General features: G+C 60.8%; 21 protein-coding genes. 16 read left to right on the forward strand and 5 right to left on the reverse strand.

The features are described 5' to 3' along the window. Positions 1 to 64: 64 nt before the first annotated feature. From pgeF to ACXAH0_RS11980, 9 genes are all read left to right on the forward strand, one after another. On the forward strand, positions 65 to 835 hold the full coding sequence (gene pgeF, locus ACXAH0_RS11940) for a peptidoglycan editing factor PgeF (protein WP_475191464.1): 771 nt from the start codon (positions 65 to 67) through the stop codon (positions 833 to 835). 33 nt (positions 836 to 868) lie between these two features. Further along, on the forward strand, positions 869 to 2026 hold the full coding sequence (locus tag ACXAH0_RS11945) for a M24 family metallopeptidase (RefSeq protein WP_475191465.1): 1158 nt from the start codon (positions 869 to 871) through the stop codon (positions 2024 to 2026). A gap of 93 nt (positions 2027 to 2119) precedes the next feature. Continuing rightward, positions 2120 to 2644 carry a hypothetical protein gene (locus ACXAH0_RS11950; RefSeq protein WP_475174828.1) on the forward strand — a complete coding sequence of 175 codons (525 nt, stop codon included), beginning with the start codon at positions 2120 to 2122 and terminating at the stop codon, positions 2642 to 2644. Positions 2645 to 2873: 229 nt separating this feature from the next. Continuing rightward, entirely contained in the window at positions 2874 to 3806 is a 933-nt protein-coding gene (locus tag ACXAH0_RS11955; protein ID WP_475174830.1) for a ribose-phosphate pyrophosphokinase, read from the forward strand. 213 nt (positions 3807 to 4019) lie between these two features. Further along, entirely contained in the window at positions 4020 to 5024 is a 1005-nt protein-coding gene (locus ACXAH0_RS11960) for a BMP family protein (protein ID WP_475174832.1), read from the forward strand. 101 nt (positions 5025 to 5125) lie between these two features. Then, positions 5126 to 6739 carry an ABC transporter ATP-binding protein gene (locus tag ACXAH0_RS11965; protein WP_475174834.1) on the forward strand — a complete coding sequence of 538 codons (1614 nt, stop codon included), beginning with the start codon at positions 5126 to 5128 and terminating at the stop codon, positions 6737 to 6739. Next, complete coding sequence (locus ACXAH0_RS11970; RefSeq protein WP_475174837.1) at positions 6736 to 7818, forward strand: ABC transporter permease; 1083 nt, start codon at positions 6736 to 6738, stop codon at positions 7816 to 7818. Before ACXAH0_RS11965 ends, ACXAH0_RS11970 begins: the two co-directional genes overlap by 4 nt. Further along, on the forward strand, positions 7815 to 8759 hold the full coding sequence (locus ACXAH0_RS11975) for an ABC transporter permease (RefSeq protein WP_475174840.1): 945 nt from the start codon (positions 7815 to 7817) through the stop codon (positions 8757 to 8759). Before ACXAH0_RS11970 ends, ACXAH0_RS11975 begins: the two co-directional genes overlap by 4 nt. Positions 8760 to 8896: 137 nt before the next feature. Then, positions 8897 to 10189 carry an amidohydrolase family protein gene (locus ACXAH0_RS11980; RefSeq protein WP_475191469.1) on the forward strand — a complete coding sequence of 431 codons (1293 nt, stop codon included), beginning with the start codon at positions 8897 to 8899 and terminating at the stop codon, positions 10187 to 10189. Between the two features lie 81 nt (positions 10190 to 10270). On the opposite strand, the gene ACXAH0_RS11985 is transcribed toward ACXAH0_RS11980, so the two are convergent. Both ACXAH0_RS11985 and ACXAH0_RS11990 read right to left on the reverse strand, forming a co-directional pair. Next, on the reverse strand, positions 10271 to 12397 hold the full coding sequence (locus ACXAH0_RS11985; protein ID WP_475174845.1) for a methyl-accepting chemotaxis protein: 2127 nt from the start codon (positions 12395 to 12397) through the stop codon (positions 10271 to 10273). A gap of 152 nt (positions 12398 to 12549) precedes the next feature. Beyond that, positions 12550 to 13119, reverse strand: coding sequence for a hypothetical protein (locus ACXAH0_RS11990; RefSeq protein WP_475174848.1), 570 nt, complete (start codon positions 13117 to 13119; stop codon positions 12550 to 12552). Between the two features lie 352 nt (positions 13120 to 13471). On the opposite strand from ACXAH0_RS11990, the gene ACXAH0_RS11995 reads away from it, so the two are divergent. From ACXAH0_RS11995 to ACXAH0_RS12010, 4 genes are all read left to right on the forward strand, one after another. Then, on the forward strand, positions 13472 to 14122 hold the full coding sequence (locus ACXAH0_RS11995; protein ID WP_475174849.1) for an MOSC domain-containing protein: 651 nt from the start codon (positions 13472 to 13474) through the stop codon (positions 14120 to 14122). Positions 14123 to 14332: 210 nt separating this feature from the next. After that, entirely contained in the window at positions 14333 to 14956 is a 624-nt protein-coding gene (locus tag ACXAH0_RS12000) for a 50S ribosomal protein L25/general stress protein Ctc (protein WP_475174852.1), read from the forward strand. A gap of 106 nt (positions 14957 to 15062) precedes the next feature. Beyond that, positions 15063 to 15821, forward strand: a complete 759-nt coding sequence (gene pth, locus ACXAH0_RS12005) for an aminoacyl-tRNA hydrolase (RefSeq protein ID WP_475174853.1) — start codon at positions 15063 to 15065, stop codon at positions 15819 to 15821. 240 nt (positions 15822 to 16061) lie between these two features. After that, complete coding sequence (locus tag ACXAH0_RS12010) at positions 16062 to 17078, forward strand: ribonuclease T2 family protein (protein ID WP_475174855.1); 1017 nt, start codon at positions 16062 to 16064, stop codon at positions 17076 to 17078. A gap of 54 nt (positions 17079 to 17132) precedes the next feature. On the opposite strand, the gene ACXAH0_RS12015 is transcribed toward ACXAH0_RS12010, so the two are convergent. The 3 genes from ACXAH0_RS12015 to ACXAH0_RS12025 all read right to left on the reverse strand — a co-directional run bounded on the left by ACXAH0_RS12015 (position 17133) and on the right by ACXAH0_RS12025 (position 19414). Further along, a complete protein-coding gene (locus ACXAH0_RS12015; RefSeq protein WP_475174858.1) occupies positions 17133 to 17753 on the reverse strand; it encodes an OmpA family protein in 621 nt (206 codons plus the stop codon). Positions 17754 to 17773: 20 nt separating this feature from the next. After that, complete coding sequence (locus ACXAH0_RS12020; protein WP_475191472.1) at positions 17774 to 17995, reverse strand: hypothetical protein; 222 nt, start codon at positions 17993 to 17995, stop codon at positions 17774 to 17776. A 90-nt stretch (positions 17996 to 18085) separates the two neighbouring features. Beyond that, entirely contained in the window at positions 18086 to 19414 is a 1329-nt protein-coding gene (locus ACXAH0_RS12025) for a C1 family peptidase (protein ID WP_475191473.1), read from the reverse strand. Between the two features lie 279 nt (positions 19415 to 19693). On the opposite strand from ACXAH0_RS12025, the gene ychF reads away from it, so the two are divergent. The 3 genes from ychF to ACXAH0_RS12040 all read left to right on the forward strand — a co-directional run bounded on the left by ychF (position 19694) and on the right by ACXAH0_RS12040 (position 23427). Beyond that, positions 19694 to 20794 carry a redox-regulated ATPase YchF gene (gene ychF, locus ACXAH0_RS12030; protein ID WP_475191475.1) on the forward strand — a complete coding sequence of 367 codons (1101 nt, stop codon included), beginning with the start codon at positions 19694 to 19696 and terminating at the stop codon, positions 20792 to 20794. After that, positions 20791 to 21474, forward strand: a complete 684-nt coding sequence (locus ACXAH0_RS12035; RefSeq protein WP_475191476.1) for a fumarylacetoacetate hydrolase family protein — start codon at positions 20791 to 20793, stop codon at positions 21472 to 21474. Before ychF ends, ACXAH0_RS12035 begins: the two co-directional genes overlap by 4 nt. A gap of 177 nt (positions 21475 to 21651) precedes the next feature. Next, positions 21652 to 23427: an SLC13 family permease gene (locus tag ACXAH0_RS12040; protein ID WP_475191478.1), complete on the forward strand. Its 1776-nt coding sequence runs from the start codon at positions 21652 to 21654 to the stop codon at positions 23425 to 23427. Positions 23428 to 23596: the final 169 nt, after the last annotated feature.

Here is a 23596-nt window from a genome sequence, read left to right on the forward strand (position 1 = left end):
CAGCCAAGAGACCCGATTCCCCCAAGCCCGCAGCCTGTCGGGGCTTCACTCAGGACCGGTTGACATGATCGAAGCAGAAGGATTGAAACTGGACGGCCTCCGGCACGGCTTCTTTACCCGGGAAGGCGGCGTGTCAGGCGGGATCTACAAAAGCCTGAACATCGGCCTGGGCTCGGGTGACCAGCGCACCAAGGTCCTTGAGAACCGGAGCCGGGTTGCCGGCGCCCTTGGCGTGACCGCCGACTGTCTCGTCTCCCCCCACCAGATCCACTCACCCGATGTCATCATTGTGGAACGGCCCTGGCAAGACGGGGATGACCGGCAGGCGGATGCCCTGGTCACGAACACGCCGGGGCTGGCCATCGGCGTTGCGACGGCTGATTGCGGCCCGGTCCTGTTCGCCGACCCGGAAGCCAGGGTCATCGGCGCCGCCCATTCGGGCTGGAAGGGTGCGATTTCAGGGGTTCTGCAAAATACGGTTGCTGCCATGACCAGCCTTGGCGCGACCCCGCAAAACATCATCGCGGTTCTGGGGCCGACCATCTCGCAATCCGCCTATGAAGTTGGCCCGGAGTTCCACATCCGCTTTCTGGAAGTGTTCGAGGGCCATGGGCGCTACTTCAAGCCGTCCGGGCGGGACGGCCATTTCCTGTTCGATCTGCCGGCTTTCATCACCGGCTGTCTGCACGACCTTGACCTTGCCGGCGTCGAGAACCTGAACCTGTGCACCTATGCTCACGAAACCAGGTTCTTTTCCTACCGGCGCACAACCCACCGCAAGGAACCGGACTATGGCCGCCAGATCAGCGCCATCAGCCTGGAAACCGCCCCTTAAACACTGCCCCTTTTCCCATCCGTGAGGACACCCATGGCCCTGCATTTTTCCGATGCCGAATTCGAGACCCGCTTTGACCGGCTGAAAGCCGCCATGGACGCGGAAAAACTGGATGCGATGCTGCTGTTCGCCCAGGAAAGCATGTACTGGCTGACCGGCTACGACACGTTCGGTTTCTGCTTTTTCCAATGCCTTGTGGTCACGCGGGACGGGCGCAAAGTGCTGCTGACCCGGTCCGCCGACCAGCGGCAGGCCCGGCACACCTCCAACATCTCCGACATCCGCATCTGGATCGACCGGGGCGCCGCCAGCCCCGTCGGCCAGCTCAAGGATATGCTGTTCGACATGGACCTGCTCGGCAGCCGGATTGGCATCGAATATGACACCCATGGCATGACGGGAAAAACGGCGCTCCAGCTCAATGCCGAACTCACCAGCTTTGCCGATATCGGCGATGCCTCGCAGCTGATCCCGGACCTGCGGGCCATCAAGAGCGCCGAGGAAATCACCTATGTGCGCAAGGCGGCAGACCTGGCGGATCAGGCCTACCACGCCGCCATGGGCGAAATCCGTCCTGGTGCAGATGAAGGCCGGATTCTGGCCGCCATGCAGGGCGCGATTTTCGAAGGCGGCGGCGATTATCCCGGCAATGAATTCATCATCGGCTCCGGCCATGACGCCCTGCTGTGCCGCTACAAGGCAGGACGGCGGATCCTGTCCGCGCAGGACCAGATCACCCTGGAATGGGCCGGCAGCTACCGGCACTATCACGCTGCGGTAATGCGCACCGTTGTCGTCGGCACCCCGACCGACCGGCACCAGGAAATGTATGTTGCGGCCCGCGAAGCCCTGGCGGCTGTTGAAACCCAGCTTGTACCGGGCAAGACCTTCGGCGACATTTTCGATGCCCATGCGGAGCGCGTGGATGCCCACGGCCTGATGCAGCACCGGCTGAATGCCTGCGGCTATTCGCTCGGAGCGCGGTTTACCCCGAGCTGGATGGACGCGCCGATGGCCTACCGCGCCAATCCGGCCGAGGTGAAACCCAATATGGTCATCTTCATGCATATGATCTTGATGGATTCGACCACTGACACCGCCATGACGCTCGGTCAGACCTACCTGACCGGTGATGGCGCCCCGGAATGCCTGTCAAAGCTGCCTCTCGACCTGCCGGTCAAGTCAGGCTAAACCAAGATCACTTCTGCGCTCCGGCGGCCTGATTTAGCAAGGCTGACGGGGACGCGGCCGACCAGATACCGACGAAGAGAGCCCGACCCTTTCATGCTCGCATACACCAGCAAGACATTTTTTCCGGTCCTGCGCCCTTTGGCAGGCCTTGTTCTTCTCGGGGCTCTTGCCGCCTGTCAGTCCTCCCCCCAGCCGCCCGCACCCGTGTCCGGGCAGGTGTCCACCCCGTCCATTGCCGCGCCCCAGACCGCGGAAGACGGAGTGACCTTTGCATTTGAACCCTTTACCGGGGCGCCCGGCAATATCGCCGACCAATTGTCCGAAATGATCGGACGTGAAGCCCGTTCCAGGAACATCCAGCTGGTCCGCCGGGTTGGTGCCACGGCCACCTACCGGGTCAACGGCTATCTGGCGGCCACCGGGCAGCCTTCAAACGGCACCCTTTTCTATGTCTTTGATGTTGTTGACGCCAATGGCCGCCGCGTGAAACGAATCTCCGGCACCGAAGAGACAGGCGGCGCGTCCGGCGATCCCTGGCAAGCGGTCGGCAACGGCACCTTGTCCCGCATTGCCGCACGCTCCTTGATTGAATTGGAGGCTTGGCTCAACCGTCAATGATATATTTGCCGGTTAAATACCTGCCCGCGTCATGAAAATTCAAAAAAACAGCCGCACAGAGCCTATCTCCTGTTGTGGTCCGGTTGCTTGATTGTTACAACGCCGCCGCCTGCTGGGGGTTGCACGCGACTCTCCGCTTCCGGCACTCGACACGACCTAGGCCTTTTCCGCGTGTTTGCAGCGCCTCTTGCCTGCACACCGGCGTCGCACCAGAAGGGACTTGCGGCTCATGAAGATCGTCGCGGGCAATTCCAACCGAGCCCTGGCTGAGGAAATTTCCAATTATCTGGATGTTCCACTGGCCAAATGCCAGGTCCGGCGGTTCGCCGACCAGGAAATCTTCGTAGAGATTCAGGAGAACGTGCGCGGCGAAGATGTTTTCGTTGTGCAGCCGACCAGCTATCCGGCAAACGACCACCTGATGGAACTGCTGATCATAATCGACGCGTTGCGGCGGTCTTCCGCCCGCCGCATCACGGCCGTCATCCCCTATTTCGGCTATGCCCGCCAAGACCGGCGCGCCTCCGGCCGGACCCCGATTTCCGCCAAACTGGTAGCCAATCTGATCACCGAGGCCGGAGCCGACCGAATCCTGACGCTCGACCTTCATGCCGGTCAGATTCAGGGTTTTTTCGACATTCCGACGGACAATCTGTTCGCCGCCCCGGTCATGACCCGCGACATCAAGGAACGCTATGCGACCGACAATGTGATGGTTGTCTCCCCGGATGTGGGCGGTGTGGTTCGGGCAAGGGCCCTGGCCAAGCGGATCGACGCCCCCCTCTCCATTGTCGACAAACGCCGTGACAAGCCTGGAGAATCGGAAGTCATGAACATCATCGGGGATGTGAACGGCTTCGACTGTATTCTGGTTGATGACATTGTCGACAGCGGCGGCACGCTCTGCAATGCCGCCGAGGCGCTGCTGGCTAAAGGCGCTGAATCGGTGACAGCCTATATCACCCACGGCGTTCTGTCCGGCGGGGCCGTGGCCCGGGTCACCTCTTCCAAGCTGAAGGAACTCGTGATCACGAATTCCATCGAGCCGACCGCAGCAATCACCGCCGCAACCAACATCCGCGCAATTTCCATCGCCCCGCTGATGGGCGAGGCGATCAACCGCACAGCTCTGGAAAAATCGGTTTCGAGCCTGTTCAACTGATCCTGGCACGGTCTCATGGAAACGCCGGAGCTTCCGGCGTTTCCAGATCCCTTGCAGCGCGGCGCACAGCTCTGGCCCGCCGGTTCCTGGACAACTCCTGTCCAGATTTTTCCCAATTGTTCAAAAAACCGCACCCGAGACCCCATGCCCATCTTGTGGGCATGCGTATTATGTGATCAAATTTTGATGCATAACTTGTTCCAGGGGACTCAGATGCTCAATTCAAAACCGTTTTCCGGGCTCCGCAGGGCCCTGCTGTCGGCCGCACTGGCTGTCACAGTCACCACAGGCCTGTCGCTGACACCGGCCACCGCAGAGCCGCTCAAGGTCGCAGCCATCTACACCGTTCCGGTCGAACAGCAATGGGTCAGCCGGATCGACAAGGCGCTCAAAACCGCCCAGGAGCGCGGCGACATCACCTACACCTTCTCTGAAAATGTCGCCAATACCGACTATGAACGGGTGATGCGCGAATATGCCGAACAGGGCATGGACCTGATTGTCGGCGAAGCCTTTGCCGTGGAGCGCGCGGCCCGCAAGGTGGCCGCCGAATATCCTGACACCGCTTTCCTGATGGGCTCATCATTCGGACCGGCCAAGCCGAATTTTTCCGTCTTTGACAACTGGATTCACGAGCCGAGCTATCTCTCCGGCATGATTGCCGGGGCCAGCACCAAGTCCAATGTGATCGGCATGGTCGGCGGCTACGCGATCCCGGAAGTCAACCGGCTGATGAATGCGTTCATGGACGGGGCCACCGCCGTCAATCCGGATGTGAAGTTCCTCGTGACCTTCATCAACTCCTGGTACGACCCGCCCAAGGCCAAGGAAGCCGCCTTTGCCATGATCGACAAGGGCGCCGACATTCTCTACGCGGAACGGTTCGGCGTCTCTGATGCGGCCAAGGAAAAAGGCATTCTGGCCATCGGCAACGTCATCGACACCTCCGCCGACTATCCAGGCACCATCCTGTCCTCCGCATTGTGGCATATGGAGCCGACCATTGACCGGGCCATTGCCGCCGTTCAGGACAAGTCCTTCGAACCGGCCGATTTCGGTCCTTTCAGCTTCATGTCCTATGGCGGCGGCAGCTTTGTTGTCGATGAGACCCTGGCTCCGGCAGACGCGGTGTCCGCAGCGAAGACCAAGGAGCAGGAAATCCTGGATGGCCTTTTCCGCGTCAACGTGAATGACAGCGAACCGAAGTCGACCATGTAAATTCGGGCCCGGCCCGCCACTCCGGCGGCTGACCCTCTCAGCCGCCGGACCGTTTTTTTCCGCCGCCTCAAGCGGCGCTCCGAACCTTTCTGGAGGTCCGCATGACGGGACCCGACACAACCGGCGCCCAAGCGGATGCGGGTGCCCCTCACAAAACGTCCCACGCCCAAGCGAACTCCCGCGGCGATGCGGAGACCGTTCTGAAGCTGGACGGCATCACAAAACGTTTCGGCGCCCTAACGGCCAATGGCGATGTGACCCTAACCCTGAAGCGCGGAGAGATCCTGGCACTCCTGGGGGAAAACGGCGCCGGCAAAACCACCTTGATGAACATACTCTTCGGCCATTACGTGGCCGATGAAGGCCGGGTTCTGGTCGCCCCCGGTGCCGGTGGCCTGAGCGAACTTGAGCCGGGCTCGCCCCATGCTGCGCTGGCAGCCGGGATCGGAATGGTGCACCAGCATTTCACGCTTGCCGAAAACCTCAGCGCCCTCGACAATATTCTTCTGGGCACGGAGCGCCTGTCCGCCCTCACCTCCGCCCGATCCCCTGCCCGCCGCAAGCTGGAAAACCTGATGACCCGCTCGGGCCTCGCCGTGCCGCTGGACGCCCGGATCTCCGAGCTTTCCGTTGGCGAGAAACAGAGGGTGGAAATCCTCAAAGCCCTTTACCGGGAGGCCAAGGTGCTGGTTCTGGACGAACCCACAGCTGTCTTGACGCCTCAAGAATCGGACACCCTGTTCCAGACCCTGACCAAGCTGGCCGCAGATGGCCTTGGTATCATTTTCATCTCACACAAGCTCGCCGAGGTGATGGCCTCCTCCCACCGCGTCGCGGTTCTGCGCGGCGGCCGGAAAGTGGCCGACCTGCCCACCGCCGAGTGCGACCTCAGAAAACTGGCCGAACTCATGGTGGGCCACGCAATCGTGGAAACTGTGCGCGAGCCCGGCGCCCCCGGGGCGCCGCTGCTTGTGCTCGACAAGGTGTGTGCCGGGAGCGGCCGCGATGCGCTGCAAGCGATAGATCTGAACCTTCATGCTGGCGAAATTCTCGGTATTGCCGGGGTCTCCGGCAACGGCCAGACCACTTTGGCACGGGTGCTGTCAGGACTGGAACCGGTCACCTCCGGCACGATGACACTGGACGGCACCTCAAGGACCGGAGCCAATGCCCGTACGATGATCGACTGTGGCCTCGCCCGCATTCCCGAAGACCGCCACCATGACGGCATTGTCGGCGCCATGAGCGTGTCGGAGAACCTGGCGATTGAAGCCTTGCGCAAGCCGGAGACCCAGCGCTTTGGCCTGTTGCGCTTTGCCACCATGCGCGCCCGCGCCCGGCGCCTGATCGAGGCCTATGACATCCGCTGTCAGGGGGAAGACAGCCCCGCCCGGCTACTGTCCGGCGGCAATATCCAGAAAATCGTGCTGGCGCGGACCCTGGACCGGGACCCCCTGGTGGTTTTGGCCGCCCAGCCTTCCCGGGGCCTCGATGTCGGCGCGACCTCCGATGTCCACAAACGCCTTCTGGCCGCCCGCAAACGCGGCGCCGGGATCCTGCTGATTTCTGAAGATCTCGACGAACTCATGCGCCTGTCAGACCGTATCGCCGTCATTCACCGGGGCCGCCTCTCCCCGGCAGACACCACCGAAACCCTGGACCGCGGCACGCTCGGGCTGCGCATGGCCGGGCAGAATGGAAGGGACGCCGCATGATCCGGTTCGAACCCAGAGGCCCGGTTCCCGTCTCCCGCATGCTGCTGGTCTCGCTTGCCGCTGCTCTGGCCGCGCTGGTGCTGGCCGCCATTCCAATGGCCTTTGCGGGCCTCTCAGTGGTTAGTGCCTATGGCCTGATGGTCACTGGCGCCTTCGGCTCGCTCTTTGCTTTCACCGAGATGCTGACCCGGGCCACCCCGCTGATCCTGACCGGCCTTGCCGCAGCCGTCGCCTTCCGGGCCAGATTGTGGAATATCGGTGCTGAGGGCCAGCTCTATGCCGGGGCCCTGGCCGCTGTCGCAGTTGGCACTGGTCTGGTATCCGGCCCGTCCTATGTGCTGATCCCGCTCGTTGTTCTGGCCGGGGCTCTGGCGGGCGGGCTGGTGATGCTCGGCCCGACACTTTTGAAAACCCGGCTCGGCGTTGATGAGGTCGTCACGACGCTGCTGCTGAACTTTGTGATCCTTCTATTTGTGCAGATGATGCTGGAAGGTCCCATGAAAGACCCGATGGGCATGGGCTGGCCGCAATCGGAACCGATCCTGGATCAGGCGGCGCTGCCCAAACTCATGGACCGCATGCGCATTCATGCCGGACTGCTGATTGCGCTGGCCGCATCGCTCGGTGTCTATTTTCTACTCAAACGCACGGTTTGGGGCTTTGAAATCCGGGCCGTCGGCGAGAATGCACCTGCCGCACGCCATGCGGGCCTACCCGTCACGGCCACCTTCATCCGTGTGGGGCTCCTGTCCGGGGCGCTTGCCGGACTGGCCGGTGTCGGCGAGGTCGCAGGGCTCAAAGGGTATCTTACGGCAGATCTGTCCCCCGGCTTCGGCTATTCAGGCATTGTGGTCGCCATGCTGGCGGGTCTGTCCCCCATCGGAGTGGTGTTCGCCGCCCTCTTCATTGCCAGCATTTTTGTCGGCGCCGATTCCATGTCCCGCGCCACGGGCGTCTCCAACTATCTAGCAGACCTGATCGTCGCCATGGCGCTCCTGTGTGTGCTCGTCTCCGGCCTGTTCTTGAGGTTCAAGATCCGCATTGTCGGAGCGCCCGGAGCAAAAGGAGCTGCCCAATGACCGAGATCCTCGACATTCTCCTGTCCGCGAATTTCTGGGCGGCAGCCCTGCGCATTGCCACACCGCTGATCTTCGGCGTTATCGGCGCCCTGATCTGCGAACGTGCCGGGGTGCTTAATCTTGGCATTGAGGGCATTTTCACCGCCGGCGCCATGGCGGGCTGGATGGCAGTCTGGCTCGGCGCCGGGCTGTGGGGCGGCGTTCTGGTGGCCGCCTGCGCCGGTGGGCTGTTCGGTCTGATCCATGCGATCCTGACCGTACCGCTTGGCCTGTCCCAGCATGTGTCCGGCATCGGCGTAACGCTGCTTGCCACATCGGCGAGCTATTTCATCTACCGCACGGCCCTGCCGGATGTGTCCTCCCCGCCCCGGATCGAGGCTTTCCAGCCGCTGGACATTCCCGTTCTAAGCGATCTGCCCTTTCTCGGCCCGGCCCTGTTCCAGCAAACGCCCCTCACCTTTCTGGCCCTCGCCCTGGTGCTGGCCGCCGCCTATGTGCTCTACCGCACGCCCCTTGGCCTCGCCATTCAGGCGGTTGGCGACAATCCGGCTGCCGTGGCCTCCCAGGGCCTGTCCGTCTATGCCCTCCGCATGGGCGCGGTGGTGGCGGGATCCGCGATCATGGCTCTGGGTGGCGCATTCCTGACCATGTCCGCCTTTGACGCGTTCTTTTTCGGCATGGTCAATGGCCGGGGCTGGATCTGCATCGCCCTGACGGTGTTTGCCTCCTGGCGGCCGGGCAAGGCTCTGATTGGCGCGATCCTTTTCGGGGCCTTCGACGCCTTTCAGGTCCGTCTCCAGACCGAGATCGGCAGCGTTATCCCCGGGCAGGTGTTCCTGATGATGCCCTATCTTCTGTCCATCGCGGCCCTTATTGTCGTTGCCCGCCGGGCGGACTATCCGCGCGCGCTGCTGGTGCCCTATTTCAAGGGACAGCGCTAGAGGAATTCCACCCAAGGAGAACACCGGCCTTGCGCTGGAACTTGCATGAAAACAACCCGTTGCAACATGTCTCTGTCCAGGCTCGCACCGGACTTATCCAACCCTCCGGCTTTGGAGCTGTTTAGAAAGAGGGCTTTATGAGCTTTGATCTGATTGTCAAAAACGCAACTCTGCCCGATGGCCGGACCGGCATCGACATTGCCTGCCGGAACGGTCGGATCGAGGCCGCCGAGGCCGGAATTACGGCCGAAGCCGGGACACGGATCGACGCTGGCGGCCAACTGGTGTCACCGCCCTTTGTCGATAGCCATTTCCACATGGATGCAACGCTTTCCCTTGGCCTGCCGCGCATTAACACAAGCGGCACCCTGCTGGAGGGCATAGCCCTTTGGGGCGAGCTGAAGGACATCCTGACGGTCGAGGCGGTCGTGGAGCGGGCGCTGAGATATTGCGACCTGGCTGTTTCCCAGGGGCTTCTCGCCATCCGCAGCCATGTGGATGTCTGTGACGACCGGTTGACCGGCGTCAAGGGCCTTCTGGAAGTGCGTGACCAGGTCAAGGACTATATCGACCTGCAACTGGTCGCCTTCCCCCAGGATGGGCTCTACCGTTCGCCGAACGCGGAAAAGAACCTTCTGACCGCCCTCGATATGGGTGTCGATATTGTCGGCGGCATTCCCCATTTCGAGCGCACCATGGAAGACGGGGCCCGGTCGGTCGCCAGGCTGTGCGAAATTGCCGCCGAACGCGGCCTCAGGGTCGACATGCATTGCGACGAGACGGACGATCCTATGTCGCGCCACATCGAGACCCTTGCCTATCACACCCGGCGTCTCGGCCTGGAGGACCGCGTGGCCGGCTCGCACCTGACCTCCATGCATTCCATGGACAATTACTATGTGTCCAAACTGCTGCCGCTGATTGCCGAAGCCGGCATTCATGCCATTGCCAACCCCTTGATCAACATCACGCTGCAAGGGCGCCACGACACCTATCCCAAGCGCCGGGGCCAGACCCGGGTACCGGAACTGCGCGCCTATGGCATCAATGTCGCTTTTGGCCACGATTGCATGATGGACCCCTGGTATTCTATGGGCTCCGGCGACATGCTGGACGTCGCCTCCATGGGCCTTCACGTGGCGCAAATGACTAGCCGCGCCGAGATCCGCTACTGCTATGACTGCGTGACGGCCAACCCGGCAAAGGCCATGGGGCTGGAGGGCTATGGCCTCGCAAAAGGCTGCAAGGCCGACTTCGTTTTGCTGCAGGCCCGCAATACGATCGAAGCCATCCGCCTGAAAGCCACGCGGCTGAGCGTCGTCAAGGCGGGCAAGGTGATCGCAAAGGCGCCTCCCAGGCAGACCCGGCTGGCCCTGGAGGGAAGGCCTGCGAGCGTCGATCCCAGCAGCTACGCCCCCAACGAAGGCTGACACCTGCCATCAACCGGGCGCAAAAAAGGGCAGCGGCTGAACCGCTGCCCTTATATTCCGGTATCTTCTGATCCCTTGCCGTCAGGCGCTGGCCACAGCGTTCAGGAACCGGTCGACACGTTCCCGCAATTCCGTGGTCCGCTCATTCACATCCGTCGAAGCATCAAGGACCTGAGTGGCCGAGGAGCTGGTGACCCGCGCTTTTTCAGAGATTGAAACAATCGTCTGTGCCACGCTTTGCGTGCCCCTGGCCGCTTCCTGAACATTGCCGGAAATCTCGTTTGTTGCCGCGCCCTGCTGTTCGACCGCCGCGGCGATGGTTCCGGTATATTGATCCACTTGGCTCATGGTTTCGGTGATACCGGCAATCGCGTTCACCGCCTCTTTGGTGGCTGACTGAACCTCAGAGATCTGACTTTCGATCTCTTCGGTCGCCTTGGCGGTCTGTGTCGCCAGCTCCTTGACTTCCGAAGCCACAACCGCGAACCCGCGTCCGGCTTCTCCGGCCCTGGCCGCCTCAATGGTTGCGTTCAAGGCCAGCAGGTTGGTCTGCTCGGCAATGGCGGAAATCATGCTGACCACATCACCGATCTGCTGGGCCGCTTCCGCCAGCCCTTCGATCTTGGCATTGGTCTGCTGCGCCGCTTCGCTGCCGCTGCGCACGATCTCCGTGGTCGCATCCACCTGCCGCCGGATCTCATGGATCGAGGCAGACAGTTCTTCAGACGCCGACGCCACAGTCTGAACATTGGTGGAGGCGGTGCCGGAGGCATCGGATGCACTGGTCGCTTCGCCCGCCGTCTCATCCGCAACGCTGTTGAGATCCTGCGCAGCTTCCCGCATCTGTTCGCTGTTCGAATAGACCGCATCCAGCATCTGGGTGACTTCCTGCCGGAAGTCGGCAATCAACGCAGTGACGGCTTCGGCTTGCTGCTCCTGCGTCAAAGCGGCTTCCCGCTGCTCCTGTTCCAGCCGCTCCCGCTCCACCGCATTGTCGCGGAACACACTGACAGAGGCTGCCATTTCGGTGATCTCATCCTTGCCGGACTGCTCTTCAAGCTCGACACTGGTATCACCACTGGCAAGCACATTCATGACCTGGCTCAAGGTCGAAATCCGCCCGGACAGGTTCCGCGCCATCAGCAGGCCGAACAGGCAGGCGACAATGGCGCACACAATCGCAATGAAAAAGATCCAGAACCGCAAGGAGGCGAGCGGCGCCAGCACCTCTGCGGCATCCTGAACCACCACCATGACATATTGGTTGCCAAGCGCGGCGAGCGGCACGATGGCCGCGAACACATCACGGCCCTTGAAATCCGCAAGGCGCGTGAAGGTTTTGCTGCCTCCGAGGGCCGCCGTGACTTCCGGCCCTGTATATTGATCGCTCAGGAGCTCAGAGGTGTCCGCCGTGCGCAAACTGTCATTTTGAACCAGTCCTTTCTGGTTGATCAGAAAGCTGTCTCCGGTCTCTCCAAGGCCTGCAAACTTGCCAAGCAATGTCGTGATCTGGTCCGTAGGGGCTTCATAAACCACCATGCCGATGGTCTTTTTCCCGACCAGGATCGGCGCTGCGAGAAAGCCTGTCGGCTGGCCGTTCTTGGCCGCATAGGGCACCGGATCATAAGACAGGACTGTTGCGTCCTGACCGGCCACAATCTTGTCATAGGCCAGTCCGAGCGGCGTTTGCTGCCAGGTAGCTTCTTTCAGATTGACCCCGAAGTCCCCCATCTTCCGGGCCGTATAGATGACGTCCCCGTCCAGATTCACCAGGAGCAGGTCGGGAAGGCCATTGGCATCTGCAAAGTCGCGCAGAGGTGTGTGATGTTTCGCATGGGCCTTGTCATAAGGCTTGCGGCCCGCTTTCACGAGCTGATCCCGCTCCGCTTCGGGATGCGGGTTGTCGGTGACATAGATCTTCGTCAGCGTTGCTGACGCCTTGTCCTTGTATTTCTTCCAGGCTGAGTCGAACGCGCTGTAGGCTGCCCGCAGCGTCTTGCCCTGGCCATGTCCTTCAAGCGTTTTCAGTTTACCTTGATAAAAATCGATCAGGCTGTCCCTGCGGCTTTCCGCAAGCGCCATCAGCCGTTGTTCCGCCTGCCCGCGAACAGTGTTCGCCCCGGACACATAACTGGCAACCCCCACGCCAGCTGAACACAAAAGCGCTATGCCAAGCACAAGCGCAGGAAGTTTCGCCGCAACTTTCACAGCCGTCTCCTGATGAGACCAACGGATGTTCAACCGGATCCGGTTGACCACCATCTCGTTGATCAAGTTCAAAATGGTAGACAATTTTCGGTGCGCATGACCGCACCACGCGTCAGAGCGGGAAGGCGCGCCTCCTTCCCGCCCGGGCGCTCTCAGAGGTTTTCGACGTTTACACCGAACGTGACCGCCCCGATAGCTTCCCCGCTGTCCGGGTCAACAACCGGAACACTGACCTGGCTTTGCAAGGTCTGGCTGCTCTCATCTTCTTCCAGGTCGCTCACATGAACCGAGCCTTTGCCGACAGAATAGGTTTTCTGCCACTTGGCTTCATCGCCCTGCCAGTAGTCGGAAGTTACGTCACTCTGGCCCACATTCAGCCCCTTGCCATCCATGACAAAGATTTCCGTGAACAGACCGTCGCTGCCTTCCTGAATGTCAGCAAGGTAAACCGAAAGTGGCTTTTCCAGAATGGCATCGATCATCGGCTGATCGACCGCTTCTGCTTCCGCGCGCCACGCCTTGTCCAGCTCGTCGATCTTCGCCTGATCATAAGAGCCGGTTTCACCATTTTGTGCTTTCACAGCAGCAACCACTTCTGCAGAAGAAGCGATTTCGGCAATGCGCTCTGATGCAAGTGTCTTCAGCTCGGCTTCAAACTCATTTGCTGATGCTGCACCGGCAAACAAGAGAACCGCTGCAGTAGTGTAAAAAAAGCGTTTCATTCCTTACTCCCAAGTTTCTCCTCGACAACAGTGGACAAATCCAATTAAAATTATATGTATAAGAAAATAATTAAGTGATATATCTATATTTTTTTGCATGCATAGATTGAAAATATTGTTATTTTTTACAACAGAAATCAAATTTATACTTCTATTAATCAGAAATTCCGCATTGCAATAGGACAGTCCCTAGCCAAAATTTGTTGCATGACGCCTCGATTTTGCGGTATTTCGAATTCAGCTGCGAAGGCAAATGCTTGGCGCTCTTAGGCCTGCACGGCACAGAAGAAGCACAAGGGCCTGTCCGGCACATTTTCCGCCGCCCGCTCCCGGATAGGCAAGGACACCTAAATTGACCGCAACCGCCCACATTCTTGATCTTTATCGAGGCACACCGGAACACCGCTGGGCGGACAAGGCTCCGTCAGCAATCCGCAAGAGCCGCGTTCCGGGGACGGTGGCTCTGTCCCGGGAAGGATTGGAAGGCGACCGTCAAGCTGATCTTGAAGTTCATGGCGGCCCGGACAAAGCTCTGCACTTATATGCTTCGGAGCATTATGAAGACTGGCGCAAGGCCTTTCCCGGTTTTGCGGACATCTTCCAGCCAGGCGGTTTCGGGGAGAACCTGTCGCTCAGCGGAGCAACGGAAGGCAGCTTTTGTATTGGCGACATCCTGGCAGCCGGCCCGGTCCGCCTGCAGATTTCCCAGGGGCGACAGCCTTGCTGGAAACTCAACCTGCACACCGGCAATCCGGCCATGGCGGCCGCGTTTCAAAAAACCGGCAAAACCGGCTGGTATGTCCGCATCCTTGAAACCGGTCGGCTCCAGGCCGGAGACACACTGGAACTTGTCGAGCGCCCCTGCCCCTGCTGGCCTCTTGACGAGGTAATCCTGGCGAGGTTCAATCCCAAACTGGATGTTGCAACCGCAAAGGCCCTTGCCGGTCTCGATGTACTGGCAGAACCCTGGCGTGCTTCCTTTGCCAAGAAGGCCAGGCTCTGACAGGCCACCGCCCGCTGACAGATATCCCCCCTCGCCCCACCCCGCACAGTCAAAAACGGGCGGACGCTTGCATCCCCGGGGCTTTTCAGGTATACGCGCGCTCGCGCCTGCACCCCTGGAGGAGGCGCTTCTGGACCGATCCCGGACACTTTGCATCGCTTTAAGACGCTGGTTCGCCGGTCCGTTACCATACACTCAAGGAGTTTTGCCATGGCTGCCAGCTATGAGCTGAAGGCGTCGGCACGGGACCGGGTGGGCAAGGGGGCCGCACGGGCACTGCGTCGCGAAGGCCTTCTTCCTGCCGTGATCTACGGCGACAAGAAACCCGCTTTGCCGATCACCATTCCGGTGAAGGAAACCACCATCACCCTGCATAAGGGCGGCTTCCTGACCCATATCGGCGTGATCGATGTCGACGGTGAAAAACACCAGGTCATCGCCAAGGACTTCCAGCTGCACCCGGTGCGCGATGATGTCCTGCATGTCGATTTCCTGCGCGTTGCCAAAGGCGCGACGCTCACCCTCGAAGTTCCGGTGCACTTCCTCAACGAAGAAACCTGCCCGGGCATCAAGAAGGGCGGCGTTCTGAACGTTGTGCGCCACACGGTTGAAATGACCGTTCCGGCCGACAACATCCCGGAAGCTCTCGAGCTTGACCTTGCGAAGGCACAGCCGGGCGACAGCCTGCACATTTCCGCTGTGAAACTGCCGGAAGGCTGCCAGCCGACGATCACGGACCGCGACTTCACCATCGCGACCATCGCGGCCCCGGCCGGCATGAAGGACACCGACGACGAAGCGTCCGAAGACGGCGAAGAAGCAGCCAGCGAATAAGCTCTGCTGTTTCCGACACTCTGATTGGAGGCGGCCGACGCCTCCAGTCCCGAGCAGCCGGTTCCGGCTGCTTTTTCATATCCGGTGGTGAGAAGAAGGGTGTGCCATGAAACTGATCGTCGGCCTTGGAAACCCGGGCGCGAAATACGAAGGCAACCGGCATAATATCGGCTTCATGGCCGTCGATGAGATCCACCGGCGCCATTCCTCCTTCCAGCCCTGGCGGGCCCGGTTTCAGGGTCAGGTTTCCGAAGGCCGGCTGGGCAGCGGGAAAGTGCTGCTGCTCAAACCCTCCACCTATATGAACGAGTCCGGCCGCGCGGTCGGCGAAGCGCAGCGGTTCTACAAGCTGGAGCCGGAAGACATTATCGTTCTCTATGACGAACTGGACCTGCCGCCTGCCAAATTCCGCATGAAAAAGGGCGGCGGCCATGGCGGCCACAATGGCCTGCGCTCCATGACCGACCATATCGGCGCAGACTACCGCCGCCTGCGTCTTGGCATCGGCCATCCTGGGGACAAGAAGGTCGTCGCAAATTATGTGCTCGGCGACTTTGCCAAGGCAGACCGGGACTGGCTGGACCCGCTGCTCACCCAGATTGCGGACCATGCGGAGCTTCTGGCCGATGGCAAGGACAGCCAGTTCGCCAACAAACTGACTCTGGCCCTGGATCCGGGCAAAGCGCAGCGCAAGGACAAGCCCCCTGCCCACAAGGACAGGCAAGCTGTGGCGAAAGCAGACAAACCGGCCTCCAAGCCCAAGGGTCAAAGCCATATCCGCCAGGCCCGGCAATCGAAAACAGCCAAACTGCCCAAATCCGGCCCCATGGCCGATATGCTCAAAAAGCTTCTGGGCGGTGACTAAAGCCTGACGTGTTCATGTGATTTCAAACCAGTGTGTGTTGAGCATTGAAGTCTTTGATTTCAGGCCGAGAAAGGCACATCCTGAACGACACAATCTGCTCAGAGGCGCAAGCGCCAGCGGAGCTCCGCCTCAACCAAAACACAATCTAGGCACGAATAATTAGCCTGGCTCGCGTCATAAAATCGTCATCCCGTGGCGTCACGGTTGGACCGTCTCCCTCTTTCTCTGGAGAGAAAACTGATGCGCTTTTTTCTTTTTTCCTTCTTTGTTTCAATGTCTTTCACCTATCCAGCCGCTGCATTTGTCAAGCTGGAGGGCTATTTCATCGCCGAAGACACCTGCGAGGCCTATCAAAGCAAGAACCGGCAGACCAACCCCGGCAGCATCACCACCGTGCCACACAGGGCCTATCCGATGCTCGGCATCAATAAGGAGGGCGGGGATTATTTCCAGGTGCTGATCGAAGACGCTCCGGTCACCACATCCCGCTGGGTCTCCACCGCCTGTGGCCTGCACGCAGTCGCAGCCGGCACTGGAGAGGGACGACAGCCTCCTCCGACGGACGACCTTGTCGAGCAGGACGGGCCGGAATCGGTCGACAATCTTCTCACCTTGAGCTGGCAGCCCGCCTTTTGTGAAATACGCTCTGGCAAGACCGAATGCCGGAACCTGAACAACGGCCTTCTGCCCCACACAACCGGCCAGCTGTCCATCCACGGCCTGTGGCCCCAGCCCAGGAACAAAGCCTATTGCGGTGTGCCGGACAGCGTGAAACAGCTGGACACGCCGGACAGCTGGCAGCAATTGCCTGCGCCGGAGATCGACACGGAGACCGCCGACGCACTCAGCGCCGCCATGCCCGGGACCGCCAGCTTTCTGCATCACCATGAGTGGATCAAACACGGCACCTGCTATCTCGGTGAGGGCGGCGCCGACGAATATTATGATGACACGCTCTATCTCACCCGGCTGGTGAACGAGTCGGATGTGGGCGATCTCTTCTTCAACAATGTGGGGGAGGAAATCACCGGCGAGGAGATCCGGGCCGCTTTTGATGCGTCTTTTGGCGCAGGAACCGGCGAACGGGTTGAAATCAAGTGCAGCCGCGATGGCAACCGCACGCTTGTCAACGAGATCTGGATCAGCCTGAAAGGCAAGATCACGCCCCAGTCCGAACTAGGTGATTTGCTGATGGCCGCGACCCCGAAAAAGATGGGCTGCAAGCGCGGCATTGTTGATCCTGCCGGGCTGCAATAGCCAGCCCGGCCTCCAAGGCCCCGGCCCGGTCAGGCGGCGGCAGGCGTGACGCCGTCAAGACAGCGGCTGAACGTTGATGATCTCTACACGCCGGTTGCGGCCACTGGCCGGATTGTAAGGGTCCACCGGTCGGCTTTCGCCATAGCCGACCGGGAACAGCTGCTGCGGCGCAATCCCGTAAAAGGCGGCCAGGAAATCGGCCACGGTCCGTGCCCGCCGCAAGGACAGGTCGAGATTATACTGGGCCGAGCCCCTCAGATCCGTGTGACCTGCAACCTGGAACCGCATGTTCCTGAGCCGCGGATCCTGTAGCGCGACGCCGAGCGCCTGAAGGGTCAGGATACCGTCATTGGTCAGGGATGCGGAATCAAATTCAAAATTGACCGTCAGATTGATCCGGGGCAACTCCACTTCCGGCGGCAATTCGCCCTCGACGCTGATCCCCCGGTAAGGATGAGGCTCTGGCTCTTTGCGGCGGAAGGACCGGACAGCCGGTTCTGCGGATTTGGGCAGCAGGGCTTCGACAATCTGCTCGCTGGTGACAGTCTGCGCCGCCAGCTCTGAAGAGGTGGAAACAACTGCCAGTCCTCCCGCCACCAGAAGGGTGCAAAGCCAGCCCCTCAGGCTTGACGGCAAGGCCGCTGTCCTGATCTTCCCCGTCAAGAGTTTGCCCATAAGTCTCCCCTTTGCCCGGATCATTCTTCAATCGTCACATGCAAGACCGCCGCCGACATGTCCCTGGGCAGGCTCTGCCTGTCCGGCTGCTCGGCCATTCCGGCCCTCAAAGCCGTCAGGAAAACGCGGTCATCGGCGCCACCGTCTGCGCCTTGCGCACCGGCGGGCAGTTGAAACTGGCCGCCATTTAGGTCTTCAAGGTCTTCCAGCTGGCGGAGCGGACTGCGCGCCGCAATCACCACAATTGCTTCGGTTCCGGCCGGCGGACTGACGGTAAACTTGCGCCGGCCCTGGCGCCCGTCCCCGTAAAGAAACGCTTCACCGGCCCTGGCCTACTCCCGGAGCGGCCCCCGCCTTGGCAACAGATTAACCACCGTGCCATCGGCCTGCAGATAGACGATATAGAGGAAGGACGCATAGCCGGGCGCCGTCACCCGGAAGGCCAGCGAATCCCCATAGCGCAGGCGTGTATTGCCACCCAGCATGCGGATCTCCGGCCGGGACGGCGCCGCCAGCAGCGGGTCGAGGGTTTTCAGAACCTCACAGACCGGCCAGGGGCGTATGTCGATTTCACTGGTGATGCGCGCATCAAGCTTTTCTGTCAGAGCCGCCAGTGCCGCCGGACTGCTGACAAATCCGGCCAGCAGCGGCACCCCTCCGGCCGCAGTACCCTTCACATAGACCTTGCTGCAGGTGTCTCCGGGCACGGCCACATCGCTCTCCCGGCCGGTCCGCCCCATGCCCGGCACGGGCCTTGGCGGCTGGAACCGGGTGCGCATCACATAGGCATTGCGCATGTCCTGCCTTGCCGCCTGATAGCTGATCCAGCCGCGGCCGTCCCCGGCCCAGAACGGGCCCCAGGAATTCTGCACCAGAAAGGCCTGGCGGCGTTCGTCATAGCCGATAAAGACCATCTGGTGATTGCCGACACTCGGACCATGCGGCGCCAGTGAGCCCTGATAGATTTCACCCGACTGCAAATATTGCAGTCCGGACCCGCTCTGGCCGGACGCGGTTGACCCGGCCGCGTAGAGTTCGAACCCCGCCGTGACCGGATGGCCCGCCGCAAGTTGCTGCTTGATGGCATCCAGATGCCTGCTGGTTGCGCGGCGTTTGTAAAGCAGCACCTCATAAAGCGCATCGAAGCGGTTGATGCGGAAGCGTCCGGCCATGGGCTGCGCCTGTTCCGCCGCCCCGGTACACATGGCCTGTTCGGGTACGGTCTGCCGGTCCGGCACGCTGGCATTCACAAAATACTTTAAAGCGTGAAACGGATGACTACCGCTGTTTTCACAGCGGTCCGCCCGGTTGCGGATGCGCGAATGCAGAAAAGCCGGGCTCGGCGTGTGATTGACATGGCCAGGCGCGCTGCCGCTTTCCAGCGCCGCATAATAGCCCCTGAGCGCATAGCCAATGGCATAGGACACGCAGCTGCCATGGATCTGCTGCAAAGGCGGCGGCATCAAAGGCGACAGATCAATCGCATCGGGAATATAGGCCCGGGTGACCTGACGGGTGCTGAGCCCGCCCAGCAAAGCCGGATCGATGCTGTCGAGGCCGTAGAGTCCGGTCAGCTCGCTTGGGTCGAAGTCCTGCGCGGCCCCTCTTTCTATCGTCGCAAACAGGATTAACAAAGGCAGCAGAAACAGCGCTTTTTTCATCTGCCCCGCGCTCCGGAAAGATTTCAAGGCAGATTGCAGACCCCGTTCACGCCCCATGCCATCCTCAAATTGTCTAAACACATCTTCTCAAGCAACCTGACCATAGTGCACGATTTTCCGCAGAAATACAGATGCAACCTGCCGTGGCAGCTCTCACAAGCAGGCGCCGATGCCCAAGGCCATCTCAACAAGAGTTTCGCTGCACCAAACCTTGACCTTGGTCCCGGCCTCGGGCATGTAGCGCCAACAGTTTCAGATACAAACCGAAAGCGAACGCCCATGGGTTTCCAGTGCGGTATTGTCGGCCTGCCGAATGTCGGCAAGTCCACGCTCTTCAACGCGCTCACCAAGACGGCTGCGGCACAGGCCGCCAACTATCCGTTCTGCACCATTGAACCGAATACCGGTGAAGTCGCTGTTCCCGATCCGCGCCTTTACGCCATCCGGGACGTGGCCCAGTCCAAGGAAGTCATTCCGACCCGGATCACCTTTGTTGACATTGCCGGACTGGTGCGCGGCGCCTCCAAGGGCGAAGGCCTCGGCAACCAGTTCCTGGCCAATATCCGCGAAGTCGACGCGATTGCCCATGTGCTGCGCTGCTTTGAAGATGACGATATCACCCATGTGGACGGGGCCATTGACCCGCTGGCCGATGCGGAAACCGTCGAGACCGAGCTGATGGTCGCCGACATGGAAAGCCTGGAGCGCCGGATTGCGCCCTTGAAGAAAAAGGCCACCGGCGGCGACAAGGAAGCCAAGGTGCTGCAGCCGATCATGGAAGCCGCCCTGGCCCTTCTGCAGGACGGCAAACCGGCGCGAATGCTGGAGGTAGCCGACGCGGAAGAAGCCAAGCTTCTCAAGGGCCTCAATCTCCTGACCTCCAAACCCGTCCTTTATGTGTGCAACGTGGATGAAGCCTCAGCGGCAGACGGCAATGCCCTGTCGGCCAAGGTGGCCGAACGGGCCAAGGCGGAAGGCGCGGTCGCCGTGGTCATTTCCGCAGCCATCGAAGCGGAAATCTCCCAGCTCGACAAGGAAGAGCAGGACGAGTTTCTGGAGACCATCGGCCTGGAAGAACCCGGCCTCGACCGGATGATCCGTGCCGGCTATGACCTGCTGGGCCTGATCACCTATTTCACCGCCGGTCCGAAGGAAACCCGTGCCTGGACCATCACTGACGGCACCAAGGCGCCAGGCGCAGCCGGGGTGATCCACACGGATTTCGAACGGGGCTTCATCCGGGCCCAGACGATTGCCTATGACGATTATGTGTCCCTGGGCGGTGAAACTGGAGCCAAGGAAGCTGGCAAGGCTCGCGATGAAGGCAAGGAGTATGTGGTCAAAGATGGCGACGTGCTGCTGTTCAAGTTCAACACATGACCTACGTCATCCCGCAGCCGAAAACCCCCGCCCTTCCGGTCTCCGGCACTGAAGATCTTTTTCCCGTGCGCCGGGTCTATTGCATTGGCCGCAATTACGCGGCTCATGCGGTGGAAATGGGCCATGACCCGGACCGGGAGCCGCCGTTCTTCTTCCAGAAGAACCCGGACAATCTGGACGCTTCAGGCATCTTCCCCTATCCGCCCCAAACAGCGGATGTGCACCATGAGGTGGAACTGGCGGTCGCCTTGAAATCCGGCGGGACAGATATTTCAGTCAATACGGCGCTTGACCATGTCTTTGGCTACGGAACGGCTCTCGACATGACCCGCCGCGACCTTCAGGCAACGGCCAAAAAGATGGGGCGCCCCTGGGAAATCGCCAAGGCCTTCGAAGCCTCCGCCCCGATCTCCCCGCTGGTGCCTGTGGCCAGCTGCGGCCACCTGGACAGCGGCAAGGTCACGCTGAGCGTCAATGAGACCCTGCGCCAGCAAGGCGACCTCAACCAGATGATCTGGAAGGTCCCGGAAATGATCGCGTATCTCTCCAGCTATTTCGCGCTGGCCGCAGGCGACGTCATCCTGACCGGCACACCTGCCGGGGTTGGCCCCGTGCAGCGCGGCGACACAATGGTGGCCCGTGTGGCCGGACTGCCGCCGCTCACCGTGACAATTGCCTGACAGCTCCTCTCGTCCCTTTTGAACACAGCCAAAAGTCCCCGAAGCGCGCCCTTCGGGGCTTGCTTGACCTGACAGGCCAGTTGATCGCCATCAGCTTGCCTTGAGATCAAACCTTGGCCATGGTCCCCTGGGACGGCGGGGTTTGTTCCACCGCCCGGACCGGGAGCTTTTCAAACCGTGACTTTTGACCAGATTGCCTTGTTTATTCTGTTCGGGATCGTTTTTGCCCTTCTCGTCTGGGGCCGGATCCGGTTCGACCTTGTGGCCTTTGCGGCCCTGATCTTCGGGGCCTTGCTGGGCCTTGTGCCTTCCGGCGAAATTTTTTCCGGCTTCGGCCACCCGGCGGTCATCATCATTGCGCTGGTGCTGATCGTCTCCAAGGGGCTGATGAATTCGGGCGCCGTGGAATTGATTGCCAGTCGGCTCCTATCCGCCTCGCGGGGCCTGCCGGGACATATCTCGCTGATGTCGGTTGCCGGCGCCGGGCTGTCGGGCATCATCAACAATGTGGCCGCGCTGGCCCTGCTCATGCCGCTGGATCTGGAAGCGGCCCGGAAAGCGGAAAGGTCCCCGGGCCTCTCCCTGATGCCACTGTCCTTCGCCACAATTCTTGGCGGCATGATCACCCTGATCGGTACGCCGCCCAATATCGTGATTGCGCAATACCGCTCAGACGCGCTTGGCAGCCCCTTCACCATGTTCGATTTTGCCCCCGTCGGGCTGACGGTTGCCATCTTCGGGATTGCCTTTGTTGCCCTGTTCGGCTGGCGCCTCCTGCCCGCCCATTTCCGCAGCAAACCGAAACAGGAAGGCTTTGCGGAAAGCCTTTATTCTGCGGAACTGAAAGTCGGCAAGGTCAATCCGGACATGCCGGTCACGGTCGGCGATCTTTATCCCGTTGCCGATGAAAAGGATGTCACGATTATCGGCCTCATCCGAAACGGCCGCCGGATCAGGGGGTTTGCCCGGCGCGAACCGGTCAAGGCGGATGATTTTCTGGTGGTGGAAGGCGACCCCAAGGCCATTGAAAGCTTCATGGGCGCCGCCAAACTGGACTTCGCCGGATCAGAGCAGCACAAGGGCAAGCTCGGCGGCTCCGCCCTGTCCCTGGCCGAGGCCATTGTTCCCGACAGCGCCCGCATCAGCGGCACCTCTGCCTTCAACCTGCGTCTTCTCTACGGCCACGGGGTCACCCTGCTCGGCATTTCCCGGCAGGGGCGGCGCATCCAGAAACGGGTGCGCCACGAGACTATCCGCCCCGGCGATGTGCTGCTTCTGATCGGCACCGACGAGCGTCTGGAAAACGCCTTTTCCTGGCTGGGCGTGCTGCCGCTGGAAGGGCGCCAGACCGGCATGATCCAGCGCAACAAGGCCTGGCTTGCCATTGCAGGGTTTGTGCTGGCGATTGTTGCCGCCGTTGCGGGCCTTGCCTATCTGCCGGTCGCGCTCGCCGCCTGTGTGATCCTGTATGCGGCGGCTGGCCTTGTCAGCGGCTCAGAGGTCTACAGCGCTGTGGAATGGAAAGTGATCGTGCTGCTCGGCTCGCTCATCCCCCTCGGCAAGGCCTTTGAGACCTCCGGCAATGCCCAGGTGATTGCGGACGGGATCGTCGCAGGAACGTCCGGCGCACCGGCCTGGGTCACGCTCGCAGTCCTGATGATTGTAACCATGACGCTCTCCGACTTTCTGAACAACGTGGCCACCTGCCTGATCGCCGCGCCCATCTCGGTCCAGATCGCCGAACGGCTCGGGGTCAGTTCCGATCCCTTCCTGATGGCCGTCGCCGTTGCCGCCTCCTGCGCCTTTCTCACCCCGATCGGCCACAAGAACAATACCATCATCATGGGCCCGGGCGGCTACCGCTTCGGTGATTACTGGCGCATGGGCCTGCCGCTGGAGCTGCTGGTGCTCGTGGTCGCCCTTCCGGCTATTCTCGTCTTCTGGCCCCTGTGAAGACCGACCGGAAGCCGAAGACAACCGCCGAAAACGAAAGGATGAAAGATCATTTCATATAAAACGTCTAAATGAAGAAAAACAACAAAATAACTCCTCTTAACTCATGCAAAACAACATAAGAATACGGATTTAGTAAGCACCTTTCACGACCCTCCTGCTAGGCTTG

The sequence above is a fragment of the Roseibium sp. AWQ4_290 genome (genome assembly GCF_056160985.1).